Raw genomic sequence first — 22894 nt, 5'->3', positions numbered from 1 at the left:
GAAATAGGAAGTGGAATCACTTGATAAACCTATCCTTTCCGGTCGGCATTCGATCGCGGAGCGGTTTGGATTTTCATACATTCCGACAGGCCATGAATAAAAAAGTGATGCTCATCTTTCCGCCGGAGTGGGTTCCCACCGCACCCTATCTGGCCTTGCCCAGCCTGGCGGCAGTGCTTCGCCAGAACGGCATCCCCACCGTGCTCAAAGACATCAACGTCGAGGCGTTCGACCATTATTTCACCCAGGATTATCTGGAATTTGTCCGGGAGCGCATCCAAGGACGTCTGATGAGTTTGATGGAAAAAGAGCAGCGGGAAGGGTTGACCGAAGAGGAACGCCAGCTCAAGGAAGGGTTCATCCAGTACACCTATGTGGACATCCCGCATCATGCGAGAAAGGTTGAGCGGGCGAAGGAAATCACCCGGGGGCCGGAGTTCTACGAAGTGGAAAAACTGGAATGGGCGCTCAACGCCTTCCGCGAGGTGATGGAGCTCATCTCCATTTCGTATTATCCGGCGTCGATCAACTTTTATCCGGTCGAGAGCAACCTGAACGTGTACCGGCCGTGGGTGTCGGAAGACCTGTTCCGCGCACCGCACGACCGCGACGTGAACATTTACATCGACCTGTGCGAACGTCTGGTGTACCCGGCGATCGATGAAGAACAGCCGGACGTCGTCGGCATCTCCATCGGCACGCCGGTGCAGTTGATGGCGGGCATGACGTTCGCCCAGCTCATCCGCAAAAAATACCCGCACATCCACGTCACCGTCGGCGGCAACATCACCACCCGGCTGAAAGACGAGATCGCCAAGAAGCCGAAATTTTTCGACCGCGCGTTTCATTCACTTATTGCCTACGAGGGCGAGCACGCGCTGGTGGAACTGGTGCGTGCGCTGGAAGAGGGGAGCCCGCTCTCCGACGTGCCCAACCTGATCTGGAAGGATGAAACCGGACAGGTGCGGGTGAACGACAAGCTCCACACCGAGCGCGTCAACGAACTGCCGATTCCGGATTTCGACGGCATGCCGTTCGACAAATACTTCGCGCCGGAGAAAATCCTGCCCTATCTCGGCACGCGCGGTTGTTACTGGGGCAAGTGCACCTTCTGCGACCACGGCGCGGGGTACATCGACCAGTACCGCGCCAAGCACGCCGACCGCATCATCGAAGAACTGAAAGAGATGAAGGAGAAGTACCAGGCCAAGCACATCCTGTTCACCGATGAGTCGTTTCCGCCGGCCCTGTTCCGCAAACTGCCGCCGATGATGATCGACGCCAAGCTGGACCTGTTCTGGACGACGCTCATCCGCTTCGAGGAATCCCTGCTCGATCCGGAGTGCTGGGAGATGGCGGCGAAATCCGGGTGCCGCAGTCTGTACTTCGGGCTGGAGTCGGCGAACGAACGCATCATCAAGCTGGTCAAGAAGGACACGAAGATCGACGTCGCCATCAAAAACCTGAAAGAAGCGAAGCGCGTCGGCATCTGGAGCCACGTCATGGGCTTTTTCGGGTTCCCCAGCGAGACGCAGGAGGAAGCCGAAGACACGCGCCATTTCCTGCTCGACAACCAGGACATCATTCACTCGGTCGAGATGTATTTCTTCGTGCTCTACAAGCACGCGCCGGTGTGGGACATGATGGAGGAGACGAAGATCGACGTGCAGATCAACCCGGAACACGATTTGGCGCTCGACTACTACTACACGCCGGAGAACGGCCTCTCCATCCCGGAAGCGATGCAACGTTACGAGCAGTTTTACCGGGACGACTACGATCCGTGGGCGCTCCGCGTCAACGCCCGCGAGCACGTGTACCTGTACATCACCCACTACGGCACCAACGACCTGCCGCAACTCTACGTGCGCAACCACCCCGAATCGCAAAACCAGATGGCCCCCGAAGTCATCCTGTAACTCCCTTGAAGGGAGTGGCAACGGTTTGTATTGAGAATGGCAGGCCTGCTGACCCTCGTTCCCCGGCACAGTTCAACTTTGCCGACGGGGAACAAGGGCTGAGCCGGGGGGTAGGGGGTTGTATTGAAAGGGTTCTGGAACCCGGCAGGCTTTCCGCAGCGAAATCTTCCCTTATTTCTTTTCCACAAAAAAGACAGTGGCGTCCGGGTTGGCCTGGTTTTCGGGGCACATCTTGAGGTGTTGCTGGAAGAAGGGCATCTCAACGATGCGGTCGGCGTTGAGCACGTTCAGCCCGTAAGCGTCGAGCAGTCCCTTGAGCGGCCATGGCGCGACGAGGAAGGCCAGCCCGCCGGGCGCGAGCGCCTGCACCACGGACATCAGGATCTTCTCGCAGGTGTCGCGGTCGGTGTGATAGAAAAACGGAATCCATTTGTAGATCAGGTCGTACGGTTCCTGATAAGCCTTCTCCACGTGCGCTTCTTCCTTGAGGAAACGCACCCGCCTGACGTTCTCCAACTGGTTGCGCGCCGCCGCGTAGTTCCACAATTCCTGTGCGTTTTTCTGCGCGAATTCCGGGTCGCTATACAGCACCACGTATTCCCGGTCCCGCGTGCAATCGATGCACCCGGCGATGACCGTGTCGAACGTGTGCACCAGCACGCGCTGAACCTTCTCGAGGCGTTCCGGCATGTCATCGTGCTGTTCCATGTAATGCAGGATCTGGTCCACCGCCATCGGCTGGAGCGTCGGCTCGTGGATCTCCTCATCGCCTTCGGGATACATGGGGACGGTGAACAGCACCTTGACCGGATCGATGGTGGGCAGGCCGTCGCTGAAAAAATGCCGCCAGCCGAAGGGGTGCGCGGGCGGGGTTTTGGGCTGGCTGTCCTCTGCCGTCACCTGCCATTCGGCATCGAGCGGAATCTCGCGCGTGTCCGCGCCGTCGTGCAGGATTGCCTTGCCGCCTCTCACTTCCAGGTAACGTTGGCAGGGCCCGCTTCCCATCGCCGTATTGATGTAGGGGACCGCCACCGCATCGTCCACCACCGACACTTTGTACAGGAACCCGTCCTGCACGGTGACGCTGACGTTGTGCTGGTCGTGAAAATAGCGCCACGGCGGATTGGCGCGCGGCGTCCATTCGATTTCATGCGAGCGGTCGGGGTTGAGGAATACGTTCAGGATGTCCTCGCTCTTCGGTCCTTTCGGTTCGAAGAATGCGTTGAAGATGTTGAACGCTTCCTTCGACGGATACGTCGGCAGGCCGCGGTAACGGAGCGGCGGCAGTTCTTCTTCCCGCGACTGGTCTTCGTACAGGCCCCAGATGAATTCGAACGCCGCGCCGCCGGTGCCGGGGAGCGTGGACTGGAACAGTTCGACCACCGGAATCAAATCCAGTTTGTCCCAGTTGACGGTGAACATGTAGCTGATGAAGACCGTTTTCTCCCAGCCGCCGTCGATGAGGACGTAAAGCCCGTCCTTGAACAACTGCACGTCGTACTCGCCCTTGCCTGCGGATACGAAGTTTTCGTCGTGATAAAAATACTTCACCTCGGAATACGGCACCTGCCATGCCTGCGACGCCCCCTTCCTCAGGTCGTCGAGCGTCATCCTTTCCCAGCCCGGCATGCTGGAGATGTTGATGCGGTTGGAGTACTTTTTGGCGCGCGGCTTGATGCCCACCCACTGGCGGCAGTCCAACTGCATGCGCACGTGTTTGAAACGCGGCTCGCCGGAAGAGGCGTCCGCCTGCCACTCCACCTCGTGCAGAGTGTGGCCCTGTGGGTCGGTCATCAGAAACCGCCTGCCTTCTTCCGTGTAAAAGACACGGTGTCCGGTGGCGTGGCGCTTGATGCGTGTGGTGGTGGCGGAAGGGGCCTCGCCCGTATGCCAGTATTCCGACCCGCCTTCGGCGGTGTGCCGAAGACCGGGCAGGGATTGTTGAAGAGATTCGAGTTCCGCCTGGCTGGCGGCGAAAGCCACGTTGCCCGGCCGTTGGAGTGCGTCCAGAAAGGTTTTGGGGTCGGTCACGGCATTGCCTTTGAACAGGTTAAATTTCCGGCGATTATAGGGAGGGGCAGGGAGGCTGTCAATCGCGCAACCGCCTTTGGAGCGCCTCCTGCCGTGGCTTTCCGACAGCGGGGGAGCTTTTATTGACACCCCCCGCCCGGCTCTCTATAATCCCTTTTGTTTCCAATGAAATCAATTTTTTACATCCGGCATAAAGAGCCCCGGATGCAGGGAGCTTTTTCTTTATCAATCAGCGAGAGGTTGCATGGAAACCAAGGAATCCCAAAAGAACGATCCCCGCGGCGAAGGCCGCAAATACGAAAAGATGGGCCTGTCCTGCCTGCAGAAGAATCAACTCGTGGAAGCTGAATCGCATTTCATGACCGCGCTCGACCATATGAAGGAAGCGGGTGATGAAGTGGGGCAGGCTTACGTGCTCGGCAACCTGGGCAACCTGAACTTTCAAAGCAAGCACTTCGACAAGGCGGAAGAATTTTATTCCGAATCGCTGACGCTCATGGAAAAGCTGGAAGACCGCATGGGTATCGAAAGCACCCTGGGCAACCTCGGTCACGTCAACCTCTACAAGGGCGATCTCGACAAGGCGGAGGAGCAGTACGCGAAAGTGCTCAAGCTGGTGGAGGAGGACAAGAACGTGCAGGCGCAGGCACTGTACGGCGAGAACCTGGGCAACATCGCCCTGCAGAAAAAGGATTTCTCGGCGGCGGAAAAATACTTTGAAACTGTGCGTTCGGTCCTGCTGTCGCAAAAAGAAGATGTCGACAAGCTGAGCTTCGTTGAAGACCAGCTCAAAACCCTGCGCGCGCATCCCGATTACCTCGCCTCGAAAGAAGAAGCCGCCCAGCCGGAAATCGAACGCCTGAAAAAAGAAAACCGCACGCAGGAACTCATTCAGAAATACCAGGACCTGGAAGAGATGTTTTACCAGGCTCAGCGTTTCGACAAGGTGACGGAGATCACCCGGAAAATCGTGGAGGTGCTGGAAGGGCTGAACGATAAGCAGTCCATCGCCATCAGCTACGCCAACCTGGGCGGTACGCTGATGCAGGAAGGCGTCTCCGGCAAACCGGAATACCTCGACCCGGCGGAAGAAAATTTTCTAAAGGCCCTCGAATATATGGAGGAGAAGCAGGATCAGAAACGCAAGTCCTACCTGCTGGGCAATCTGGGCGTCATTCAACTGCACAAAAAGAACCTGGACAAGGCAGGTGAGTACTACGAGCAGTCGCTCAAACTCATGATCGAACTCAAGGACCAGTTGGGCGAGGCCCGCGGCTACGCCAACCTGGGCCGGGTGGAGAGCCTGAAGGAAAACTGGGACGCGGCGCTGACGCAGTTCGAGAAGTCGCTGGAGATCATGGAAAAGCTGGAAAACCGTCCGGGCATGGCCCAGCAGTACGAGGCGCTGGGCGAGATCCACCTCAAGAAAGAAGATCTGGATAAAGCCGAAGATTACCTGCAACGCGCGCAGGCCCTGTATGAAGCGTTGAAGGACACGCAAAGCCTGGCCATCGTTCAGGACCGGCTGGTGTACATCGTCAGCCACCCCAAAATGCTGGAAAAACGGGAGACGGAAATACTGAACGAGCTGAAGGATGCGGAAAGCAAGCAGGATGACAACCGCCGCATCGCCGCGCTCAAGGAACTGAGCAACGTGTATTTCCTGTCCGGCGACCTCGACAAGGTGCAAAAAACGCTGGAAGACACGCTGGCGATCCAGGAAAAGATCAAGGACGAGGGCGGCCGCAGCACCACCCTGGCCAACCTGGCCAGCGTCTGTGAGCAGAAACAGGAACTGGAAAAAGCCGACTCCTTTTACGAACAGGCCATCGCCATCCGCGAGGAGCAGTCCAAGGAACATCCCGGCCTGCCCGACCTGTACAGCAACCGCGTTCACGTTCTGCTCCAGCTCAACCGGCTGGAAAAAGCAGAGAAGGTGGTCAACCAGTCACTGAAGCTCAACCGCAAACGCAACAACACCAAAGGACTCATCAGCGATTACCGCAACCTCGGCAACCTGAGTTTGCAGAAAACCGACTGGGCCGCCGCCGAGAAAAATTACCTGCAGGCGCTGGAGCTCAACAAGCAGGCCGGCAACCAGCGTGAGATGGCGGAAGACTACCGCAACCAGTGCAATCTCTACCTGCAGAAAGAGGACTGGAAGCAGGCGGAGAAGTACGGCAAAAACGCGCTGGAGATTGCCGAGTCCATCAAGGACATCCGCAACGCCTGTTACGATCACCGCACGCTGGCCACCATCTACAACGGCCTCAACGAGCGGGCCAAGGAGGAGCCGCATCACAAGGCCGCGCTCGAGTATTCGCGCAAACTGAACGATCCGAAGGAAATCTGCATCGACCTGAGGAACGTCGGCAACATCAGCATGGAAAAGGGGTACACCGAGAAAGCCGAGCAGAGCTTCATGGAAGCGCTGGCCTTGTCCGAGAAACACCTGGACAAGAGCGAACAGGCGGAGAATCACCGCAGTCTCGGCAACTATTTCTTCCGGCGCGGCAACCATCCGGAGGCGGAGAAGTATTACCTGCGGGCGCTCGAACACACTCGTGAGGTGGACGACAAGGTGGGGATGGCGAAGGACTGCACCTTCATGGGCAACCTCAAGTTCCGCGGCCAGCGTTACGAGGAAGGCGACGCGTACTTCGTGCAGGCATCCGATCTGTTCCGGCAGGCCAACCACATTCCCAACCTCGTGCAGTTGTACATGACCGTCGCCCGGCTCAACCTGGCGGAGTCGCGCAAGGACGAATGTGAAAAGTACCTGAAGCACGCGGAAGAGGTGGCGAAAGAACTGGGCAATCCGGAAAAACTCACCGCCTCCATCGAACATCTGCGCAAAATGGCCGAGCGTATCGACAAGAAATAAAAGGGTGATACAACGGGGAGCATGGAAAGAAGTGCGAGCGGGTTGCGGTCCATTTCGACCAGGAGAGGAAAGCGGGCCTTGCATATTTTGAGGGAACGGGGGGAAGGATCTTGGGTGAGCCGCCTCCGTCCGTAAAGTTCCCACTATCGGCCGTCACTCTTTTGCGCGGTATCAAGAGGTTTGACTTAAAACGAGTTATGGACGTATCCATTTACCGATAAACCTGATGCCATTAAGATAATACCCCGTCTGGTTTGTTTTTGCAGGCGGGCTTTTTTCAAGGGTCCGGGACGTTTCCATAATGCCTTGACAATTGGCCCGGCATATATAAAAATCGCAAGTACTAAATACGTCTTGGGTTTTTAAATAGAAGGGTTTAACACTTCCGCGGGAATGAAAGGCCATGAAAGTTACCTATAGTCCGCAGTTGATGGAGGAATCCGTTTTTCGCCATTTGAACCACCTGGAGCGATCCGGATTCCGCGCCGAATACGATGAGTTTCATTCCTTGGCTGACCCCATCTACGAACTTCCGGAAGACGATCGGGAGGAAGCATTTGAAAAGGTCAACGAACTGTTTTTCCGGGAGAAGTTGCGCCTGGGCGATCACGTTTTGAAGGCTCTGGAGATTTGCGGCCTGATCCCCAAACGCAAGCGTCAGGACAGCCGCCAGCCTGCGGCCGTCGCCGAGCTTCCGGGAGGCGCCTCGTCGTCGGCATCCGGAGAATCGGAAGAGGATTCTGAAAACGAAAATGAAGAAGGCGAAGCCATCGCCACGGGGGAGGAAGCCGAAGCCGTGGGCATGAATGCGGAAGAAGCTTCGCTGGAAGACGACGCCCCGGCCTCCAATATCGAAGAGGTCGAGCGCCACGTCGAATACGAGGACGAGGACCGGCAATTCGAGGAAAAGATCAAGGAAATCATGGTCAAGCGGGCCATCAACAAGGTGGACGAAGGCTCCAACGTGCTCAACCGCGTCTCCGGCCTGCCGGTCATCGAGATGCGGGTTCTGGCCAGCCGCTTCGCCAACCCGGAAGAGCATGACGAACTCGAAGCCTTTCTGATCCACGAGTTCATGCACGCCCGGGACATGATGGACCCGGAATTCGATTACGAAGACGCCTTCATTCCGGGCAACCCGTCGGTCAAAAACCTCATCACCGCGCGGTTCCGCCTGCTGTGGAACATCTATGTGGACGCCCGGCTGGCCAAAAAGAAGATCAAGTCGGTCATGCCGAAAGAGGCGCGTTACCGCGAATTCGACAACTACTACCGCAAAATTCCCGAAGAGCAACGCCGGGGTATTTTCGAAGGCCTGTGGGACACGGAATCGATCACTCACGAGGAATTGCTTTCCATGGCCACAGACCTCGAAACCCTGATCAGCAAATATATTGATTACACCGAGGACTTCACCCCCGAGGATCAGGAATACATCCATCTGCAGGGTTCACCCTGTCCGTTGTGTAAATTCCCGACCTACAACTGGGTGGACGACCCGGCGAGCGTTTGCGACGAGATGGTGATCGAAGCCATCCAGATCGATTTCCCCGATTGGGAAAGCAAGGACGGTGCCTGCGACCGCTGTATTGAGGTGTACGAACTGCGCGCGGGAACCTCTTGATAAAGGATTTCACTTTCACCGTTGCGGTCTGGTAAAATTCAAGGATCGCATGGAGCATTGACAACCTAGGGAGCCCGGCCGTTGGTTTTCCGGCTGGTTAAAGGGAGGTTACAAGATGCCTGAAGTCTATAACTGGCAGTTGGGTCGCATGATGACCTATGTGTACGAGGAGAAGCATCCGAAGGAGCAGTTCACGTTCGTGTTCAACACGAACCGCTGTATTGCGTGTCAGACGTGCACGATGGCCCACAAGTCGACCTGGACCTTTTCGAAGGGCCAGGAGTATATGTGGTGGAACAACGTGGAGACGAAGCCTTACGGTGGTTATCCTCAGTTTTGGGATTGGAAGATCTTGAAGATGCTGGAGCAGTCGAATCCGGGTCAGAACGTATGGAACGTCCGGAAGACTTCGAACAAGGCGATTCACGGTGTGTACGAAGGTGTGACCATCTTCGAGGCTCCGGCGAAGATCGGCCTGAACCAGCAGGCAATCGGTTACGTACCGACGGACGAAGAGTGGCGCTTCCCGAACTTCGGTGAAGACACGGCTCACGGCCGCGAGTTCACGCAGTCGCGCGAAGGCACCTTCGGCGGCGACAACGGCGTGAAGTCGGTATTGCCTGAACACAAGATCTGGTTTTTCTACCTGCAACGCATCTGCAACCACTGCACGTATCCGGGTTGTCTGGCGGCATGTCCGCGCAAGGCGATCTACAAGCGTCAGGAGGACGGTATCGTACTGATCGACCAGTCCCGCTGCCGCGGATACAAGAAGTGTGTTGAGCAGTGTCCGTACAAGAAACCGATGTTCCGCGGCACGACCCGGATTTCCGAGAAGTGCATCGCGTGTTATCCGCGGATCGAGGGACTGGATCCCTTGACCGAGGGCGACCAGATGGAGACGCGCTGTATGGCGGCTTGCGTTGGCAAGATCCGTCTGCAGGGTCTGGTGAAGATCGGTTCGAACGGAGAATGGGCGCATGATCCGGACAATCCTCAGTACTACCTGATCAAGGACCGGAAAGTGGCCCTGCCGCTGTACCCGCAGTTTGGCACGGAGCCGAACGGATACTATGTTCCGTCGCGGCACGTACCTCGTGCGTACTCACAGCAGATGTTCGGCCCGGGCGTGGATCATTCGATCGACCAGTACATGGTTCCGGATCGGGATCTGCTGGGCGTCTTGCAGTTGTTCCGGACGACGCAGCGCATCATCTTCAAGTGGAAGCGCGAGCCGGGTCCGAAGATCTTCGAGACGAACATTCACGGCAAGAAGTTCGAGATGTACAACGACACCATCATCGGGTTCAACCGGAAGGGTAAGGAGATCATCCGCGTGACGGTTGAAGAGCCTTTCTACGTCCGGCCCGAAGAGCATCCTGGTGCGTTCTAAGTCGGGTATCATCTGCCGCACCGGAACAGGGCACAATGCCCTGTTCCGGTGTGGAATTTAAAATAAAAGGGAGAAAAACCCCATGGCCGAGACCAAAGAAGTTAGCAAGAAGCAACAAGACGAGATCCTGGTGAAGTTCGGGGAGACGGGGAGCCTGGAAGAGATCAAGGAACAGCGTATTTCCCTGCACCTCGCCCGCGGCCGGGTCTACGATATTCTGTCCAATGCGTTCAGCTACCCTTGGAACCGCAAGTTTTTTCGCCCCAAATCCCTCTTGGAACCGTTGGATGTCTTGTTGCTGAATGAAGAAGATTGGGGCACCGCCAAGGAAATCGTCACCCGGTTCGGCAAATACCTGCCGCGCATGGCCCTGAAACAAGTGCAGCAGGAGTATGTCCGCGTTTTCGGCCACGCAGTCTCCCAGGAGTGCCCGCCTTATGAAATGCAGTACGGCACCGAGGGCGGTATCCAGTCGCAGACGGACGTTTTGATTCAGTTGGGCGGGTTTTACGAGACGTTCGGCTTTGAATTCCCTAAAAACCGGGGCAAGGAACGGGTTGACCATATTGCGGTGGAGTTGGCTTTCATGGGATACCTGTGTTTCCGTGAAGCCTACGGCATCACCAACGACCATGACGAAAAGAAGATCTCGATCATCCGCCAGAGCGTGAAGAAGTTTCTGCGTAACCACATTGGCCGATGGACGCCGCTGTTTTCCATTTTCACCGCGCGTAAAGCAGAGCGTGGACTGTACAAGGACCTGGTAGACGTGATGTCCCTGTTCATCCACAACGAATGCGTTCTTCTGGACGTCAAACCCATCAAGGTTGAAGAGCCCGAGTACCGGTCGTTGTCCTACAGTATGGAAAACGATCTCATCGCCAACGCTCCGGCGGAGTGCGAACCGGTCAAGTAAATCCGGCATTTCAGCCGGTTGAACTGCCAATCCACTATCCGCTCCGCACGGAGAGGTTTATGGCAAGTTTGAAAGCCCCCGTGTGGGCATTTTGTTTTCTCTGGCTTCTGGTGACGGTCGCCCCTTCCGGGGCGGTCACCATAGAGGCCCTTCGCGTACAAACTCCCATTCCGCTCAACCCCGCCGATCCTTTCTGGTCCCGCCATGAGGGACAACCCAAACAGGAAATCATCGACCTGATGCCGCAGATGATCACCAACCCCATGTGGCCGGATCCGTCCACGAAATGGGTCATGGTGCAGGCAGCAGTGAACGACGAACACATTGCCGTCCGGTTGGAATGGGTGGACGCCACCCGCAACGACATCCTTGTCCAGTCTCAGCAGTACCGCGATCAGGCGGCCGTCATGTTTCCCGTCGATCAGCAGGGGCCGGTGCCGCCGTTCACCATGGGTGCGGAGGGCGAGCCCGTCAACATCTGGCAGTGGAAAGCGACCTGGGATAAAGAAGGCGCGGGCCGCGCCGGCAACGAGATGATGCAGGACATCGAAGATCAGTATCAGTACATGGCGATGGGTTCCGGCAGTTATTACATCTATGAGCCGGACGAAGGCCTGAAACTGGCCGACGAACGCCACAAGCATTACAGCGAACGGCAGACGTTCATCGACCCCGGCATGGGAAAAAACGAAGGCGTGTACAACCCCGGCCGCGCCACGGGCAATATCCTTTCCGACAACACCCTGCGTCATTCTCCGGTGGAGGACCTCAATGCCGAGGGATTCAGCACGCTGACCACGCAGGCGGAACAGAACGTGGATGGCTACGGTAACTGGAGCAACAGCCGCTGGTCCGTGGTGTTCAAACGCCAGCTCAAAACCGGAGACGTCAACGACACCCAGTTTGTGGCCGGAAAAACCGCCATTGCCTTTGCCATCTGGAATGGACGGAACAAGGAACGCAACGGCCAAAAAGGCGTCACCCCCTTCCACGATCTGGTTTATCGCTGACCTGCTTTTCTGCCCAAACGGATTGAAGCGGCGGACCTTGCCCGCCAGCCTCTTGACCAAGCCCCCCTGTTCCCGTGTAAAATCAATATATGGATGCAAAGGGAGGGCAAAAAATGAACCCTTTGATTTTTTGTGAAAATCCGGCAAATAAAGAAACCCGGTTCCCCTTCATTGCATCCTAATTGAGATGAACTTCGAGGCAGCCCGGCCATTTCCGTTCTTCCGTGTTGCCCGTATTAAACTTTTCTACGATGCCTGTTTTGAATATCACACTTCCATTTCAACTTTCGGTCGCTTGGGGTATCTTTGAATCCCACAACCGTATGGGACCCCCGCACCGGTTTCCACTTTTGAAGAAAAGAACCGTTGCGTTGAAGGACCCTCCGGCAAGAGCCGCTATGTATGGAGGAAGGGTGCTTTTCTGACGGGCCGGTTCTGGCCACATGTTTGTATTCGATCCCCTCACCCAGGGTTTGGAGTTGCTTGCGAAACGCGATCTGCAACGCGCCGAAACCCTGTTTCTGCGCGTCATCAACGACCCTTACGTTCAGGATGAAGAACTGCGCCAGGCGCGTACGTACCTGAACGACATTCGTTCCTGCCAGGCGGGCTCCAAGAATCTGGACTTCGACCGCTACAAAAAACTTTCGAAAAAAACCACGCTGTCGCTCGATAAAGTTTACGAACTGCTGGCGGATGTTTATTTTTCGGATGCGGAAACGTACGTCCAACTGGATGCGGAAATTCTCCGGCAGACGCCCCATGTGATCAACCGCCTGAAGCAGATCAAGATCAGCGACATCATTGCCCGCGACAAGCTGTTCCAGCAGTTCGAAAAGCAGGGCATGCAGGCGGTCCGGCGGCGTCTATCCAATTTCAAGGGAAACGGAAAGAGCCAGAGCCAGGTCGACCCCTACCGCTGGAAAACGGTTTTCCGCAAATTCATCGAAGTCATCAACCCCATCCTGCTCGAGCGCCATCTCGAATTGCTCGAGTACATTCTGGAGACCAGTGAGATTCAGCTCCTGGATGATCCCAAGCTGACGGTGCTGACGCCCAAGTACAAATGGATCATCGAGTCCACCATCAAAACCAAATGGTATTTACTGCGGAGTTACTTTTTCAAGGCGCGATCGGAGATCGAACACCAGTTCACCAAAAAGGAAGGCACACGCAAGTATTGGGAAGAGGTCAAGTACAAGAAGATTCGCATTTTCGAAAAATGTGGTTTTCACGAGCGCCACATTCAGAAGTTTCTGTACATCGACAAGCTCAATTACAAAACGCTCGAAGAAATTCATCAGTTCGCACTCTCCCATAATCTCACCCTGGTGCCGCGTGATGTGAGCCTGGCGCTTCGCGGCGTCAACAAGGCGAAGGATCACATCAAAGAACGCGGCGGGTGCCTGATGGGCGCGCGGCGCGAGTTTCAGGATCAGTTGGTGGAATTGGGATTTTCTACGGATAACGCTTACCAGATTGCGCGCCAGGCCAAGAAGGCGAACAACCACCAGATCATTGAATCGTACAAGCTGGCCCTGCAGGTGGCGCGGGATGAAATCTACTGGTACCGGGTGCCTCCGCGCTCCACCGCGTTTCAACTCGATATCCAAAACCAGTGTGTGAAGCACCTGAGCACGGTCCGTATTCACCTGTTCGACCGCGGCCGCCTCAACAAGCTTCTACTCAAAACAGGGAAGTCGCTCATCCGCCGGTATCTGGTGCAGGTGTATGGACCGGAAGTGGTGGACCTGCACTGTTACTTCCGGCTGGAAACCGTGCACCAGTACTACAAGCTGAAGTTTTTCCAGTACCACGAAGAGGGATATCCCAGTGTCTCCGAGCTCATCAAGATCAGCAGAAAGGAATTCAAACCGATGCTGATCGACGGCTTCAACACCTTCCTTAAAAAGCGGCGGCTTACGGTTCCGGACAAGCTGGTGCAGGAGTTGGAACAGCACAAGTCGCTGACAGAGTGGGAGGACCCGCAGACCACGGTGGAGGAGAAAATTTTACTGCGCTTCTGGTTTCTGATGGATCACGGTGTGAGCATCACCCAGGGTTTGCTGAACAAGGGGGTGATGGAGCCCGGCGCGGACCTGCTGGAGTATTTGCGGCTTCAGGACTCGGAGGAGTGCAGGATCTGATTGAGCCGGTTCTGCATGTCGCGTAGCGGCATGAGGTCGCCTTTCTTGGAAGCGGCGGCGATACCCTGCTTGTACACCTCCGCGGCTTCTTCCTTCCTTGAAAGTTTTTCCAGCGTTTTGCCGAGCAACAGATAAGCGGCGGAATAATCCTTGTAATGCTTGACCACGGTCTGAAGCGGCCCCACCGCCTCCTCATACCGTTCGGTATCGTAATAAATCGAGCCCAGCCCGAAGTTGGCGACCTGGTCTTCCGGGTCGATGCCCAGCACCTTGATGAACATCTCCAGTTGACGCTCCCGTTCGGCCTGATCGGCTTCCGCCTTTTTCTCGCGCGCTTTTTTGGCCTGGCTTTCCTCGATCATCTTTTCAAACTGGAGCGCCGTCGCCTCCGCCTTTTCCTGCTCCGCTTCCTCGATGCGTCCCTGCTCCATGTAATAGATCGACAGGTTGGTGTGCGCCATGATCTCGGTGGGATCGATCTCCGTCAGCCGTTTCATGAGCGCGATGGCCTCGTCGAGTTTCTTCTGCTTCGATAACATGACGCCCAAAGCCTCGTACCCGGCGGCGTATTTGGGATCAAGCGCGATGGCCTGCCGCAACAGCGCAATGGGCTGGTCCAGGTTTTCTTCCTTTTTGTAAATTTCGAGCGCCTGTTTGTGCAGGGCTTCCGCCCGTTCCGTTCGGCCTTTTGTCTGGTAAAACGGCAACAGCGCGGTTTTCACCGTGTACGGTTCGCCGCCCAAAGTCACCTCGTACGTTTGCCCCGGTGAGCGGTGGTCTTTCTGCAGGTATGCGAGCGCGATGTTTTTATTGAGGTGCGGCGAGAACACGGCGCTTTTGATCGTGCCGACTTTTTTATTGTTGAGCTTGATTTCCGCATCGCGCGGCGGCAGGGTGTCGCCTTCCAGGATCAAACCGATCAGCGCGAAAGCGGGCGAGCCGTAGGTCTTGATGCGGGCGATGACTTCCTGCCCGGTGTAGCATCCCTTGGAATAACTCACCGCGCTGTGCTCCAGTCCCGTCTCCGGCAGGATCTGGCGGTCGTCCATGTCCTTGCCGTAAGCCGGAATGCCCGCCTCGATGCGCAACACCTCGCGCGTTTCCGTGCCGATGGCCGTGATCCCGTACTCGCCTCCCGCTTCCTGAAGCCTGGCGATCAGCGTTTCTTCAATTTCCTCAGGATATGCTAGAACAAAGCCGTCTTCGCCGGTCAGGTTGCGGCTGATGAGGCCGATGTCTTTGCCCTCAAACGACACGGTTTTGATGTCGTTGTGTTTCATCAGGTTGGTCACCTCGCCGGTCAACGCGTCCAGCACCACCGGGCTCTTGGGCCCCTGTACGGCGAGCAGGCGGTTCCATGCGACATCTTTCGAGAACTCCACCTTCTCGCGGATGTGGTAGGTTTCGAGGGTGTCGATCATGCGGTCGCGTTGAGCCGTTTCCACTAACAGGAACACGGAGTTCTCCGAGTCGCGGTGCACGGAGAAATTGGCAAGGAGTTTCGCCCGGCGGTCGGTGACGGCGTTGTCCATCCCGCCGCCCACCTCCATTTTCATCATGTCGTTGGTGGTCTGGGTCTGGAGGAAGCTCAGCGTATCCGGACCGGAGGCTTGCACCAGGCACCAGTCGTCCATCCCAAACCAGGCGCAGGATTCACGCAACTGTTTGTACTCTTCAGCAATGGAGACAGTGGTTTTCATAACGGGGAAACCGGATGATGAAGGTGAAACGGGAACCCGGCAAACGGCCCTGGAGGCCCCGCGCCCGCAGTCATTGTACAAGAAAAAAAGCGCATCGGCACAAACCGGATGCGCTTTGAATGGACCGAATGAGTTGGGAGGTCCCGATCAGGTCAGGGAGAACGACTCGCCGCAACCGCACACCGATTTGGCGTTGGGGTTGACGAACACAAAGCCCTTGCCCTGCAAGCCGCCCTGGTAGTCCAACTGCATGCCCTTCAGGTAAATCAGGCTTTTGGGATCCATGAACACATTGAAATCCCCAAAGTCGATTTCCGTATCCCCGTCCTCTTTCGGGGTGAAGCCCAGATCGTACGACAGGCCGGAGCAACCACCGCCCTTGACGCCAAGACGCAGTCCGATTTTCGGATCGTTTTCGGCCTCGATCAGCTTCTTGACTTCCTCTGCCGCTTTCGGTGTAATGGATATGAATTCCGAGGTTTTGGTCATTGCCCCAAACTCCCTTGAAAGTAAAAATCGGGTTTAGTATTTAGATTCTCCAGCCCCCCAATCGATTCACCATTATAGCAAAATGTGGCCGCCGGGGCCAACGGCGAAGACGATTTCGCCGGAGCGCCACGCTCCCATAAGACATTGAAAATAAAGGTGATATTATTTTCTATCCGAAGCCGCGCGGGAGTCCTTTGCGGGGGGTGAAAAAATTAAATCTTTTGGGTATCATTTGAATCCAAAAAACGAGCGTTCAACCCGTAATCTCAGTATTTCATTTCCCTTAGGAAAGGTGGTTTCATGATTAGTGTTCCCGACCTGATCAAACTGGTGACCGACACCATCCCCGACGCCGAAGTTCAGTGCATGGACAAAACCGGAATGCGGGACCACTACATCATTCACGTGACCTCGAAAGAGTTTGAGGGCAAGAATGTGATGGAGCGTCACCGTTTGGTGCAGTCGTGCCTGACCCCTGCGATGCAGGACGGGCGCCTGCACGCCGCGGAGATCAAAACCGCAACTCCGTGATACAATAAGCAACAGGAAAACTTTTTACTCAACCCACTCTCAGTATATTGGAGTTAGACGATATGTCGGACAATCTCGAAGAAGAAATCAAAGAAGAAATCGCGGAAAACAAAATTCTTATTTATGGCAAGGGGACCCGCCACGCACCGCGCTGTGGCTTTACCGTCGAAACCATCCAGTTTTTCGACAAGTACGGGTACCCGTTCGAGGTGATCGACGTGCTCGACAACATGCCGAAACGGGAAACCCTAAACAAGTTGACCAACTGGCCGACTCTGCCGAAGGTGTTCATCGACGGCAAGTTTTATGGAGACACGGACATCCTCGATGAAATGGAAGCCAAGGGCGAAGTGGAGCCTCTGTTGAAAGAAGCGTTCGGCGAGAAATAATTCCTCCGATTTTTGAACTCCCAACCAAAGAGGCTTTCATGGCTGACAAACTGGAGGTAGGGGACCGGGCCCCTAATTTTGAACTGCCTGCGGTGTATGGATACAAGGCCGGGGCCACCAGCCCCTCCGCCGAAGAGGGCGTCACCATCAAGCTCAAGGACTTCGAAGGCAAGCAGTGGGTGATCCTGGTGTTTTATACCTTCGACGCCAGCCCGGAAGACACGCGCCTGATGGTGTCGCTCAACGGCTACAACCGCAAGTTCCAGACCAAGGAAGTGGAAATGATGGGCGTCAGTTGGAACGGTGTCCAGTCCCACCGCCAGTTCATCGAGGTCTATCAGTTGGGCTTCACCCTGTTGTCCGACGAAAAGAAGGAAATGACCCAGAAGTACGGGGTGGTTTACGAAGAGGACGACATGGGCCAGATGGTCAAAAAGATCCGCCGCTCCACGTTTGTGATCGACAAGACCGGCATGATCCGCGCCATCTGGGATGACATTGAGGATCTGCGCGAGCACCCCAAGGACGTGTGGGCCTTCATCCAGAAAGAAAAATCCTAAGCAGGCGAATGCGGCGGGCTTTCCGCCGCCTGCGCTTGGGGTGCGGCTTCCGTGGCATGGAGGCGGTAGTTTTCGCAGATGGTTTCGCGGATCGCCTCCAGCACCGACTCCTCCTTTTTAGCGGCGATCTCCTCATACTCCACCGGCTTGCCGATGATGATGCGGATCGGCCCCGGCCGGATGGCACCACTGCCCTTGCGGATGATGCTGCCGGTGCCGATCAAAGTCACCGGAACCATGGGCGCTTTGGCGCGCATCGCCATCAGATGCCCTCCCTTTTTGAAGGGACCGATCACCCCGTCTGCGGACCGGGTGCCTTCCGGAAAAATGACAATCGAATTTCCTGCCTTCAGTTTTTCAATCGACGCCAGAAACGCCTGGTGCGCCTTCTTGCGGCTTTCCCGTTCGACGGGGATGTAGCCGGAGGCGCGCATCGACCAGCCGACGAAAGGAATGCGGAACAGGCTTGCCTTCGCCACCCAGCGCAGTTGCAGGGGCAGGTAACCGGACAGGCTGAAGATGTCGAAGAATCCCTGGTGATTGGCGATCAATATCTGCGCCCGGTCGGGCCGCAGGTGCTCCAGCCCCTCCACCTGCACGTCGATGCCGTTCAAGCGGCACAGCACGCGTCCCCACAAAGACGAGATGCGGTGGGACAGGTTGCCGGTGCGGTCCACCAGCCGCGCGGCAATGCAGACCCCACCCAGTATAAGGGACAGGAGAATGATGACGGTCCAGAAGCGGATGGTATGATAGGCACGACTCATGAAGTTCCTTGTTGAATACGGAGGAATGGCGGCATGCTGAGTGCTAGCAGGACGAGCTGGGTGGGCCTTCTCACCGGGGGCCTCCTGGCAGTGGCCGGGGCGGCGGCGCCCGGTTGGGCGTGGGGGCCGGAAGGTCACCGCATCGTCGCTCATCTGGCGGAGTTGCGGCTGGATACCGCCGTCCGCAACACCCTCGAACGAGATTTCAATATAAAGCATCTTGCCTCCATTGCCAACTGGGCGGATGCTATCAAAAAGCAACCCGGCGCGCCGGACGTGCTCCACTACACCAATATCGCCGAAGGCGAATGGGTTTATGTGCAAAGCCGCGACTGTCCGCGGCGCAACTGCGTCACCGAAAAAATCGTTGAATACCGGGACATTCTGGCCGACCGCACCCGCCCGAGGGAGGAGCGCGAAGAGGCGCTCCGGTTTCTGGTGCACCTGGTGGCGGACGTGCACCAGCCCATGCACATGGGCAATGCGCGCGACCGGGGTGGCAATGAGATCGCCGTCCGCATAGGCAACCGCCACACCAACCTGCACGCGCTGTGGGATAGCGGGCTGATCGCCCTTGGTGGGCGTTCTCTGTTACAATATGCCCGCTCGTTGCATGCGGGGCTCACTGTTCAGGAGGCCGCGCAGTGGGATGGCGGCGATCCCGTGGCCTGGACCAACGAGTCGCGCGAGCTCGTCCTGAAGTACGGGTACGCGCTGTCTAAGGACAGGCAGGGACGGCTGACCCGCCATTATTTGAAAGGCGGGCGGCGGGTGATCGAAATGCAGTTGAAAAAAGCAGGCGTGAGGCTGGCCTCCCTCTTGAACCAAATTCTCAAATGAACCTGCAACCGGAGGTGCTCCGTTGAGTGACAACAACCCGTTTTATTTCCGGCAACTTCTCTCAGGCGTCGATTTCGCCCGCTACGACAGCTCCGCCCGAAGCATGGCCAACTTCATCTACCTGCTGGGGGATGCCCAAACCCGCGAATGCGTGGTGGTGGACCCGGCGTGGGATATCGACACGCTCCTCGACATCGTCGCCGAAGACGACATGACGCTCAAGGGCGCGCTCATCACCCACTACCATCCGGACCACGTCGGTGGGCACATCTTCGGCATGGACATCCTCGGCCTGTCGGAGTTGATGGAGCGCAGTCCGGTTCCCATCTACGTCAACAAACACGAGGCGGACGGCGTGCGCCAGGTGACGGGCATTTCGGACAGCGACATGAAAAAATGGACAGCGAGGACACGCTGAAAGTCGGCTCCATCGAAATTTCCTTTCTCCACACTCCGGGGCACACGCCGGGCTCGCAGTGTTTCCGCGTGAAAGATTACCTGATCGCCGGCGACACGCTGTTTTTGCAGGGGTGCGGCCGCGTCGATCTGCCCGGTGGCGACAGCGAGGAGATGTACCGTACGCTCACCCAGCGCCTCACCAAGATTCAGGATGAGGTGGTGCTGTATCCCGGTCACAATTACGGCGGCAAGGAGAACGCGCCCATGGGTGAGGTGCGGCAGAACAATACGTATCTCCAGATCAACAGCCTGGATCAATGGCGGATGTTGATGGGGTGAGGGCCACGCGGGCCGGAAATGCCGGATTGAACCCTTTGGTCCAAAATGATATAAGCTGGTAAGCAGTCATCAATCTTTCTTCTATAAAGGAAGTCTGCCATGCGTTCCATCCTGTCGATGTTCGCGAAGTCGCCGTTCAAACCCCTGGTCAGTCACATGGAAATGGTCCGTTCCTGCGTGGATCAGGTTCAGCCCCTGTTCACTGCGCAGTTGAAGGGGCAGTTTGACAAGGTGGGGGAAATGGCCGAAAAAATCGTGCGTCTGGAACACGAGGCAGACACCATCAAAAGCGACATTCGCAACCACCTGCCGCAGGGGATTTTCCTGGCGGTGGACCGGCGCGACTTTCTGCACCTGTTGTCCGCCCAGGACGACATTGCCGACGCGGTGGAAGACCTGGCGGTTCTGCTTCGCATCAAGAACCTCAAGACGACGGAAGCGATGAAGGGTCCGCTCACGGAACTGGTGGACCATGTCGCGAACATTGCCCAGAAAAGCTGTGACCTGATTCACGAGCTGAACGCCCTGTTGGAAGCTTCATTCGGAGGGATGGAGGCGGAAAAGGTTGAGAAGGGCTGTCATAAGCTGGCCGAACTGGAGTGGGAGGCTGACCGCAAGCAGTTTCAGTTTGCCAAGACGTTGTTCGCGCAGGGCGATGAGTTGAGTTCCGCCGATCTCCTTCTGTGGAACGAGGTCAGCAAAAAGCTGGGCGGGGTTGCCGACAAATCGGAACAGATCGGCAAAGTTCTGCGCATATTCCTGGCCAAATAATCCGGCCCCCTTTCTTTCAGAACCCATCCGGAGAATCTTTTGGATTTAGGCACGTTTTTACTGGCCTTTGCTATTCTGGCCTGTGTGTACATGGCATGCAACATCGGCGCAAACGATGTGGCGAATGCCATGGGCACCAGTGTGGGCGCGCGTTCGCTCACGTTCCGTCAGGCAGTGTTGATTGCCGCCGTCGCGGAATTCGCCGGGGCGTTGCTGGTCGGCGGCCACGTTTCCGACACCGTGCGCAAGGGCATGGTGGATCCTTCCCTGTTTGCCGACGAGCCGATAGACCTGGTGCTGGGCATGATCTCCGCGCTGGTGGCGGCGGCCATCTGGCTCCACGTCGCGAGCTACCTCGGCTGGCCGGTCTCCACCACACACTCGATCATTGGCGCGGTGGTTGGATTCGGCCTCGTGGCGCGGGGCATGGTGGCGGTCAAGTGGGCCAAGGTCGGCTCCGTCGTGCTCAGTTGGATTGTCTCGCCGGTGATGGGCGGCATCGTGGCTTTCCTGATATTCCGTTTCATCACCGTCAAAATTTTTGACAAGCACAACGCCGTCGCTTCCGCCAAGAGGGTCGTTCCTTTCCTTGTGTTTCTGGTTTTCGTGATCCTCGCCAACTCCATGGTGTACAAGGGACTCAAAAACCTGCACCTCAATCTGGGCTTCACCCGCGCGTTGACCATTTCCCTCATTGTCGGAGCCATCGCTTTTCTGGTGGCGAAGGCGCTGGTCCAGAAGGTGGTGGTGCCGCCTGCCGACGACATCAACCGTCAATTCCAGACCACAGAATACATATTCAAATTTTTGCAGATCATCACCGCGTTTTACGTGGCCTTCGCGCATGGCGCCAACGACGTGGCCAATGCAGTGGGACCTCTCGCCGCGGTGGTGTCCATTTTAAATGACGGGGAAATCCACATGAAGGTGGAGATGCCCATATGGATTCTGGCGATGGGGGGGACGGGTATCGTTTTTGGCTTGCTGGTCTGGGGAGCGCGGGTGATGGAGACTGTGGGCAAGCGCATTACGGAGATCACACCGTCCCGCGGATTTTCCGCCGAGTTTGGCGCGGCCACGGTGGTGCTGGTCTGCTCCAAGATGGGGCTTCCCATCTCCACCACGCACACGCTGGTGGGTTCCGTCATCGGCGTCGGGCTGGCGCGCGGTCTGGCCAGTCTCAATCTCAACATCATCAAGCAGATCGTCGTCTCCTGGTTCGCCACCGTTCCCTTCACCGCGGTGCTGGCGATGATGCTGTACGAAATCCTCACGATGTTCCTGGGCTGAGTCCCGCCCTGCGTCTTCTTCCCAAATCGTCTATAATTTCAGTATGGGGGAGATGCCCCCGTTTTCCCAACAGGATCTGTTATGAAAGTTTCCGGACAACTTCGCAAAATGCGCCATGAGGCGGGCAACCCCATCCGCTATTTTCTCGATCTGGATGAAAGCCCGGTCGCCATCAACCCCGCCCTCGACCGGCAGTTGACCCTCAAATTCACCGGGCGCATCACCTGCGTCGAATGCGGCCGCGTCATCAAGAAAACCTACGACGAAGGATACTGCTTTCCCTGCGCCCGCGACCTGCCGGAGAACGCCATGTGCGCCGTACGGCCGGAACGTTGCGAACACGAGAAGGGCAATGAACGCGACCGCGAATTTTTTGAAACGTACTGCAAGGTGGATCACTTTGTGTACCTGTCGTTGACTTCTTCCGTCAAAGTGGGTGTGACGCGGCACTGGAATATTCCGTCGCGCTGGATCGATCAGGGTGCGGTGAACGGCCTGGTGATCGCGCGCACGCCGGAGCGCAAACTCGCAGGGCAGATTGAGGTGGCGCTGGCCCGGCACATGTCGGACAAAACCAACTGGCGGCGTATGCTGAAAGGAGAGGTGGATGCGGTGGACCTGGAAATCATGCGCGGTCAGGTGTACGACTGGTTCCCGGAGGATCTGCGGTCTTATTTTCTGGACAACGAGCCGGTGCAGTCGCTCACCTATCCGGTACTGGAGGTTCCGGAAAAGATCGTGAGCCACAACCTGGACAAGGAGAACACGTTGTCCGGGCGGCTGACCGGCATCAAGGGGCAATACCTGATTTTCGACAAACGGGTGATCAATCTGCGCAAGTATGCGGGGTACCACGTGGAGTTTGACTGGAATGAGTGAACGCTGAACTTCGGGA

Annotated in this window: 18 protein-coding genes and 1 pseudogene; 15 read left to right on the top strand and 4 right to left on the bottom strand. The window is 56.7% G+C overall.

Going from position 1 to position 22894, the window contains the following annotated elements; translation table 11 throughout:
• The first annotated feature begins 92 nt into the window (after positions 1-92).
• A complete protein-coding gene (locus J2S31_RS10355) occupies positions 93-1919 on the top strand; it encodes a B12-binding domain-containing radical SAM protein (RefSeq protein ID WP_237099014.1) in 1827 nt (608 codons plus the stop codon).
• Positions 1920-2090: 171 nt separating this feature from the next.
• On the opposite strand, the gene J2S31_RS10350 is transcribed toward J2S31_RS10355, so the two are convergent.
• Positions 2091-3950: a hypothetical protein gene (locus J2S31_RS10350; protein WP_237099013.1), complete on the bottom strand. Its 1860-nt coding sequence runs from the start codon at positions 3948-3950 to the stop codon at positions 2091-2093.
• A 244-nt stretch (positions 3951-4194) separates the two neighbouring features.
• Here J2S31_RS10350 and J2S31_RS10345 point away from each other — a divergent pair, with 244 nt between their 5' ends.
• The 6 genes from J2S31_RS10345 to J2S31_RS10320 all read left to right on the top strand — a co-directional run bounded on the left by J2S31_RS10345 (position 4195) and on the right by J2S31_RS10320 (position 13924).
• Entirely contained in the window at positions 4195-6834 is a 2640-nt protein-coding gene (locus J2S31_RS10345) for a tetratricopeptide repeat protein (protein WP_237099012.1), read from the top strand.
• Positions 6835-7237: 403 nt separating this feature from the next.
• Positions 7238-8458, top strand: coding sequence for a hypothetical protein (locus tag J2S31_RS10340; protein WP_237099011.1), 1221 nt, complete (start codon positions 7238-7240; stop codon positions 8456-8458).
• A 115-nt stretch (positions 8459-8573) separates the two neighbouring features.
• A complete protein-coding gene (locus tag J2S31_RS10335) occupies positions 8574-9851 on the top strand; it encodes a 4Fe-4S dicluster domain-containing protein (protein WP_237097078.1) in 1278 nt (425 codons plus the stop codon).
• Between the two features lie 82 nt (positions 9852-9933).
• Positions 9934-10767, top strand: a complete 834-nt coding sequence (locus tag J2S31_RS10330; RefSeq protein ID WP_237099010.1) for a TorD/DmsD family molecular chaperone — start codon at positions 9934-9936, stop codon at positions 10765-10767.
• A gap of 59 nt (positions 10768-10826) precedes the next feature.
• Positions 10827-11777: an ethylbenzene dehydrogenase-related protein gene (locus J2S31_RS10325; protein ID WP_237099009.1), complete on the top strand. Its 951-nt coding sequence runs from the start codon at positions 10827-10829 to the stop codon at positions 11775-11777.
• A 443-nt stretch (positions 11778-12220) separates the two neighbouring features.
• Positions 12221-13924 (top strand): hypothetical protein, encoded by a 1704-nt coding sequence (locus tag J2S31_RS10320; protein ID WP_237099008.1) that lies wholly within the window; start codon positions 12221-12223, stop codon positions 13922-13924.
• Here J2S31_RS10320 and ygfZ read toward each other — a convergent pair.
• Together ygfZ and J2S31_RS10310 are read right to left on the bottom strand one after the other, a co-directional pair.
• Complete coding sequence (ygfZ, locus tag J2S31_RS10315; RefSeq protein WP_237099007.1) at positions 13897-15624, bottom strand: CAF17-like 4Fe-4S cluster assembly/insertion protein YgfZ; 1728 nt, start codon at positions 15622-15624, stop codon at positions 13897-13899. The genes J2S31_RS10320 and ygfZ overlap by 28 nt on opposite strands.
• Positions 15625-15771: 147 nt before the next feature.
• Positions 15772-16113 carry a HesB/IscA family protein gene (locus tag J2S31_RS10310; RefSeq protein ID WP_237099006.1) on the bottom strand — a complete coding sequence of 114 codons (342 nt, stop codon included), beginning with the start codon at positions 16111-16113 and terminating at the stop codon, positions 15772-15774.
• Between the two features lie 300 nt (positions 16114-16413).
• Between J2S31_RS10310 and J2S31_RS10305 the strand changes: the two genes are divergently transcribed.
• The 3 genes from J2S31_RS10305 (at position 16414) to J2S31_RS10295 (ending at position 17593) form a co-directional block, all read left to right on the top strand.
• Positions 16414-16644 carry a BolA/IbaG family iron-sulfur metabolism protein gene (locus tag J2S31_RS10305; protein ID WP_237099005.1) on the top strand — a complete coding sequence of 77 codons (231 nt, stop codon included), beginning with the start codon at positions 16414-16416 and terminating at the stop codon, positions 16642-16644.
• A gap of 62 nt (positions 16645-16706) precedes the next feature.
• Complete coding sequence (locus J2S31_RS10300) at positions 16707-17033, top strand: glutaredoxin family protein (RefSeq protein ID WP_005009277.1); 327 nt, start codon at positions 16707-16709, stop codon at positions 17031-17033.
• 38 nt (positions 17034-17071) lie between these two features.
• On the top strand, positions 17072-17593 hold the full coding sequence (locus J2S31_RS10295; RefSeq protein ID WP_237099004.1) for a peroxiredoxin family protein: 522 nt from the start codon (positions 17072-17074) through the stop codon (positions 17591-17593).
• Here the strand turns inward: J2S31_RS10295 and J2S31_RS10290 are convergent.
• A complete protein-coding gene (locus tag J2S31_RS10290) occupies positions 17590-18360 on the bottom strand; it encodes a lysophospholipid acyltransferase family protein (RefSeq protein ID WP_237099003.1) in 771 nt (256 codons plus the stop codon). The two genes, J2S31_RS10295 and J2S31_RS10290, sit on opposite strands and share 4 nt — an antisense overlap.
• A 33-nt stretch (positions 18361-18393) precedes the next feature.
• On the opposite strand from J2S31_RS10290, the gene J2S31_RS10285 reads away from it, so the two are divergent.
• From J2S31_RS10285 to J2S31_RS10265, 5 genes and pseudogenes are all read left to right on the top strand, one after another.
• On the top strand, positions 18394-19200 hold the full coding sequence (locus tag J2S31_RS10285; protein ID WP_237099002.1) for a S1/P1 nuclease: 807 nt from the start codon (positions 18394-18396) through the stop codon (positions 19198-19200).
• Between the two features lie 22 nt (positions 19201-19222).
• Positions 19223-19938: pseudogene (locus J2S31_RS14750) on the top strand (MBL fold metallo-hydrolase).
• Between the two features lie 99 nt (positions 19939-20037).
• Positions 20038-20709 carry a TIGR00153 family protein gene (locus J2S31_RS10275; RefSeq protein ID WP_237099001.1) on the top strand — a complete coding sequence of 224 codons (672 nt, stop codon included), beginning with the start codon at positions 20038-20040 and terminating at the stop codon, positions 20707-20709.
• 39 nt (positions 20710-20748) lie between these two features.
• Positions 20749-21999 carry an inorganic phosphate transporter gene (locus tag J2S31_RS10270; protein WP_237099000.1) on the top strand — a complete coding sequence of 417 codons (1251 nt, stop codon included), beginning with the start codon at positions 20749-20751 and terminating at the stop codon, positions 21997-21999.
• A gap of 81 nt (positions 22000-22080) precedes the next feature.
• The gene (locus J2S31_RS10265; protein WP_237098999.1) at positions 22081-22878 is read left to right on the top strand and encodes a DUF2797 domain-containing protein; all 798 of its coding nucleotides are present in this window, start codon (positions 22081-22083) and stop codon (positions 22876-22878) included.
• Positions 22879-22894 lie beyond the last annotated feature (16 nt).

The organism is Nitrospina gracilis Nb-211 (assembly GCF_021845525.1).
In the GTDB taxonomy this organism is placed as follows: domain Bacteria; phylum Nitrospinota; class Nitrospinia; order Nitrospinales; family Nitrospinaceae; genus Nitrospina; species Nitrospina gracilis_A.
This window is presented reverse-complemented; position numbering and strand designations above follow the sequence as displayed.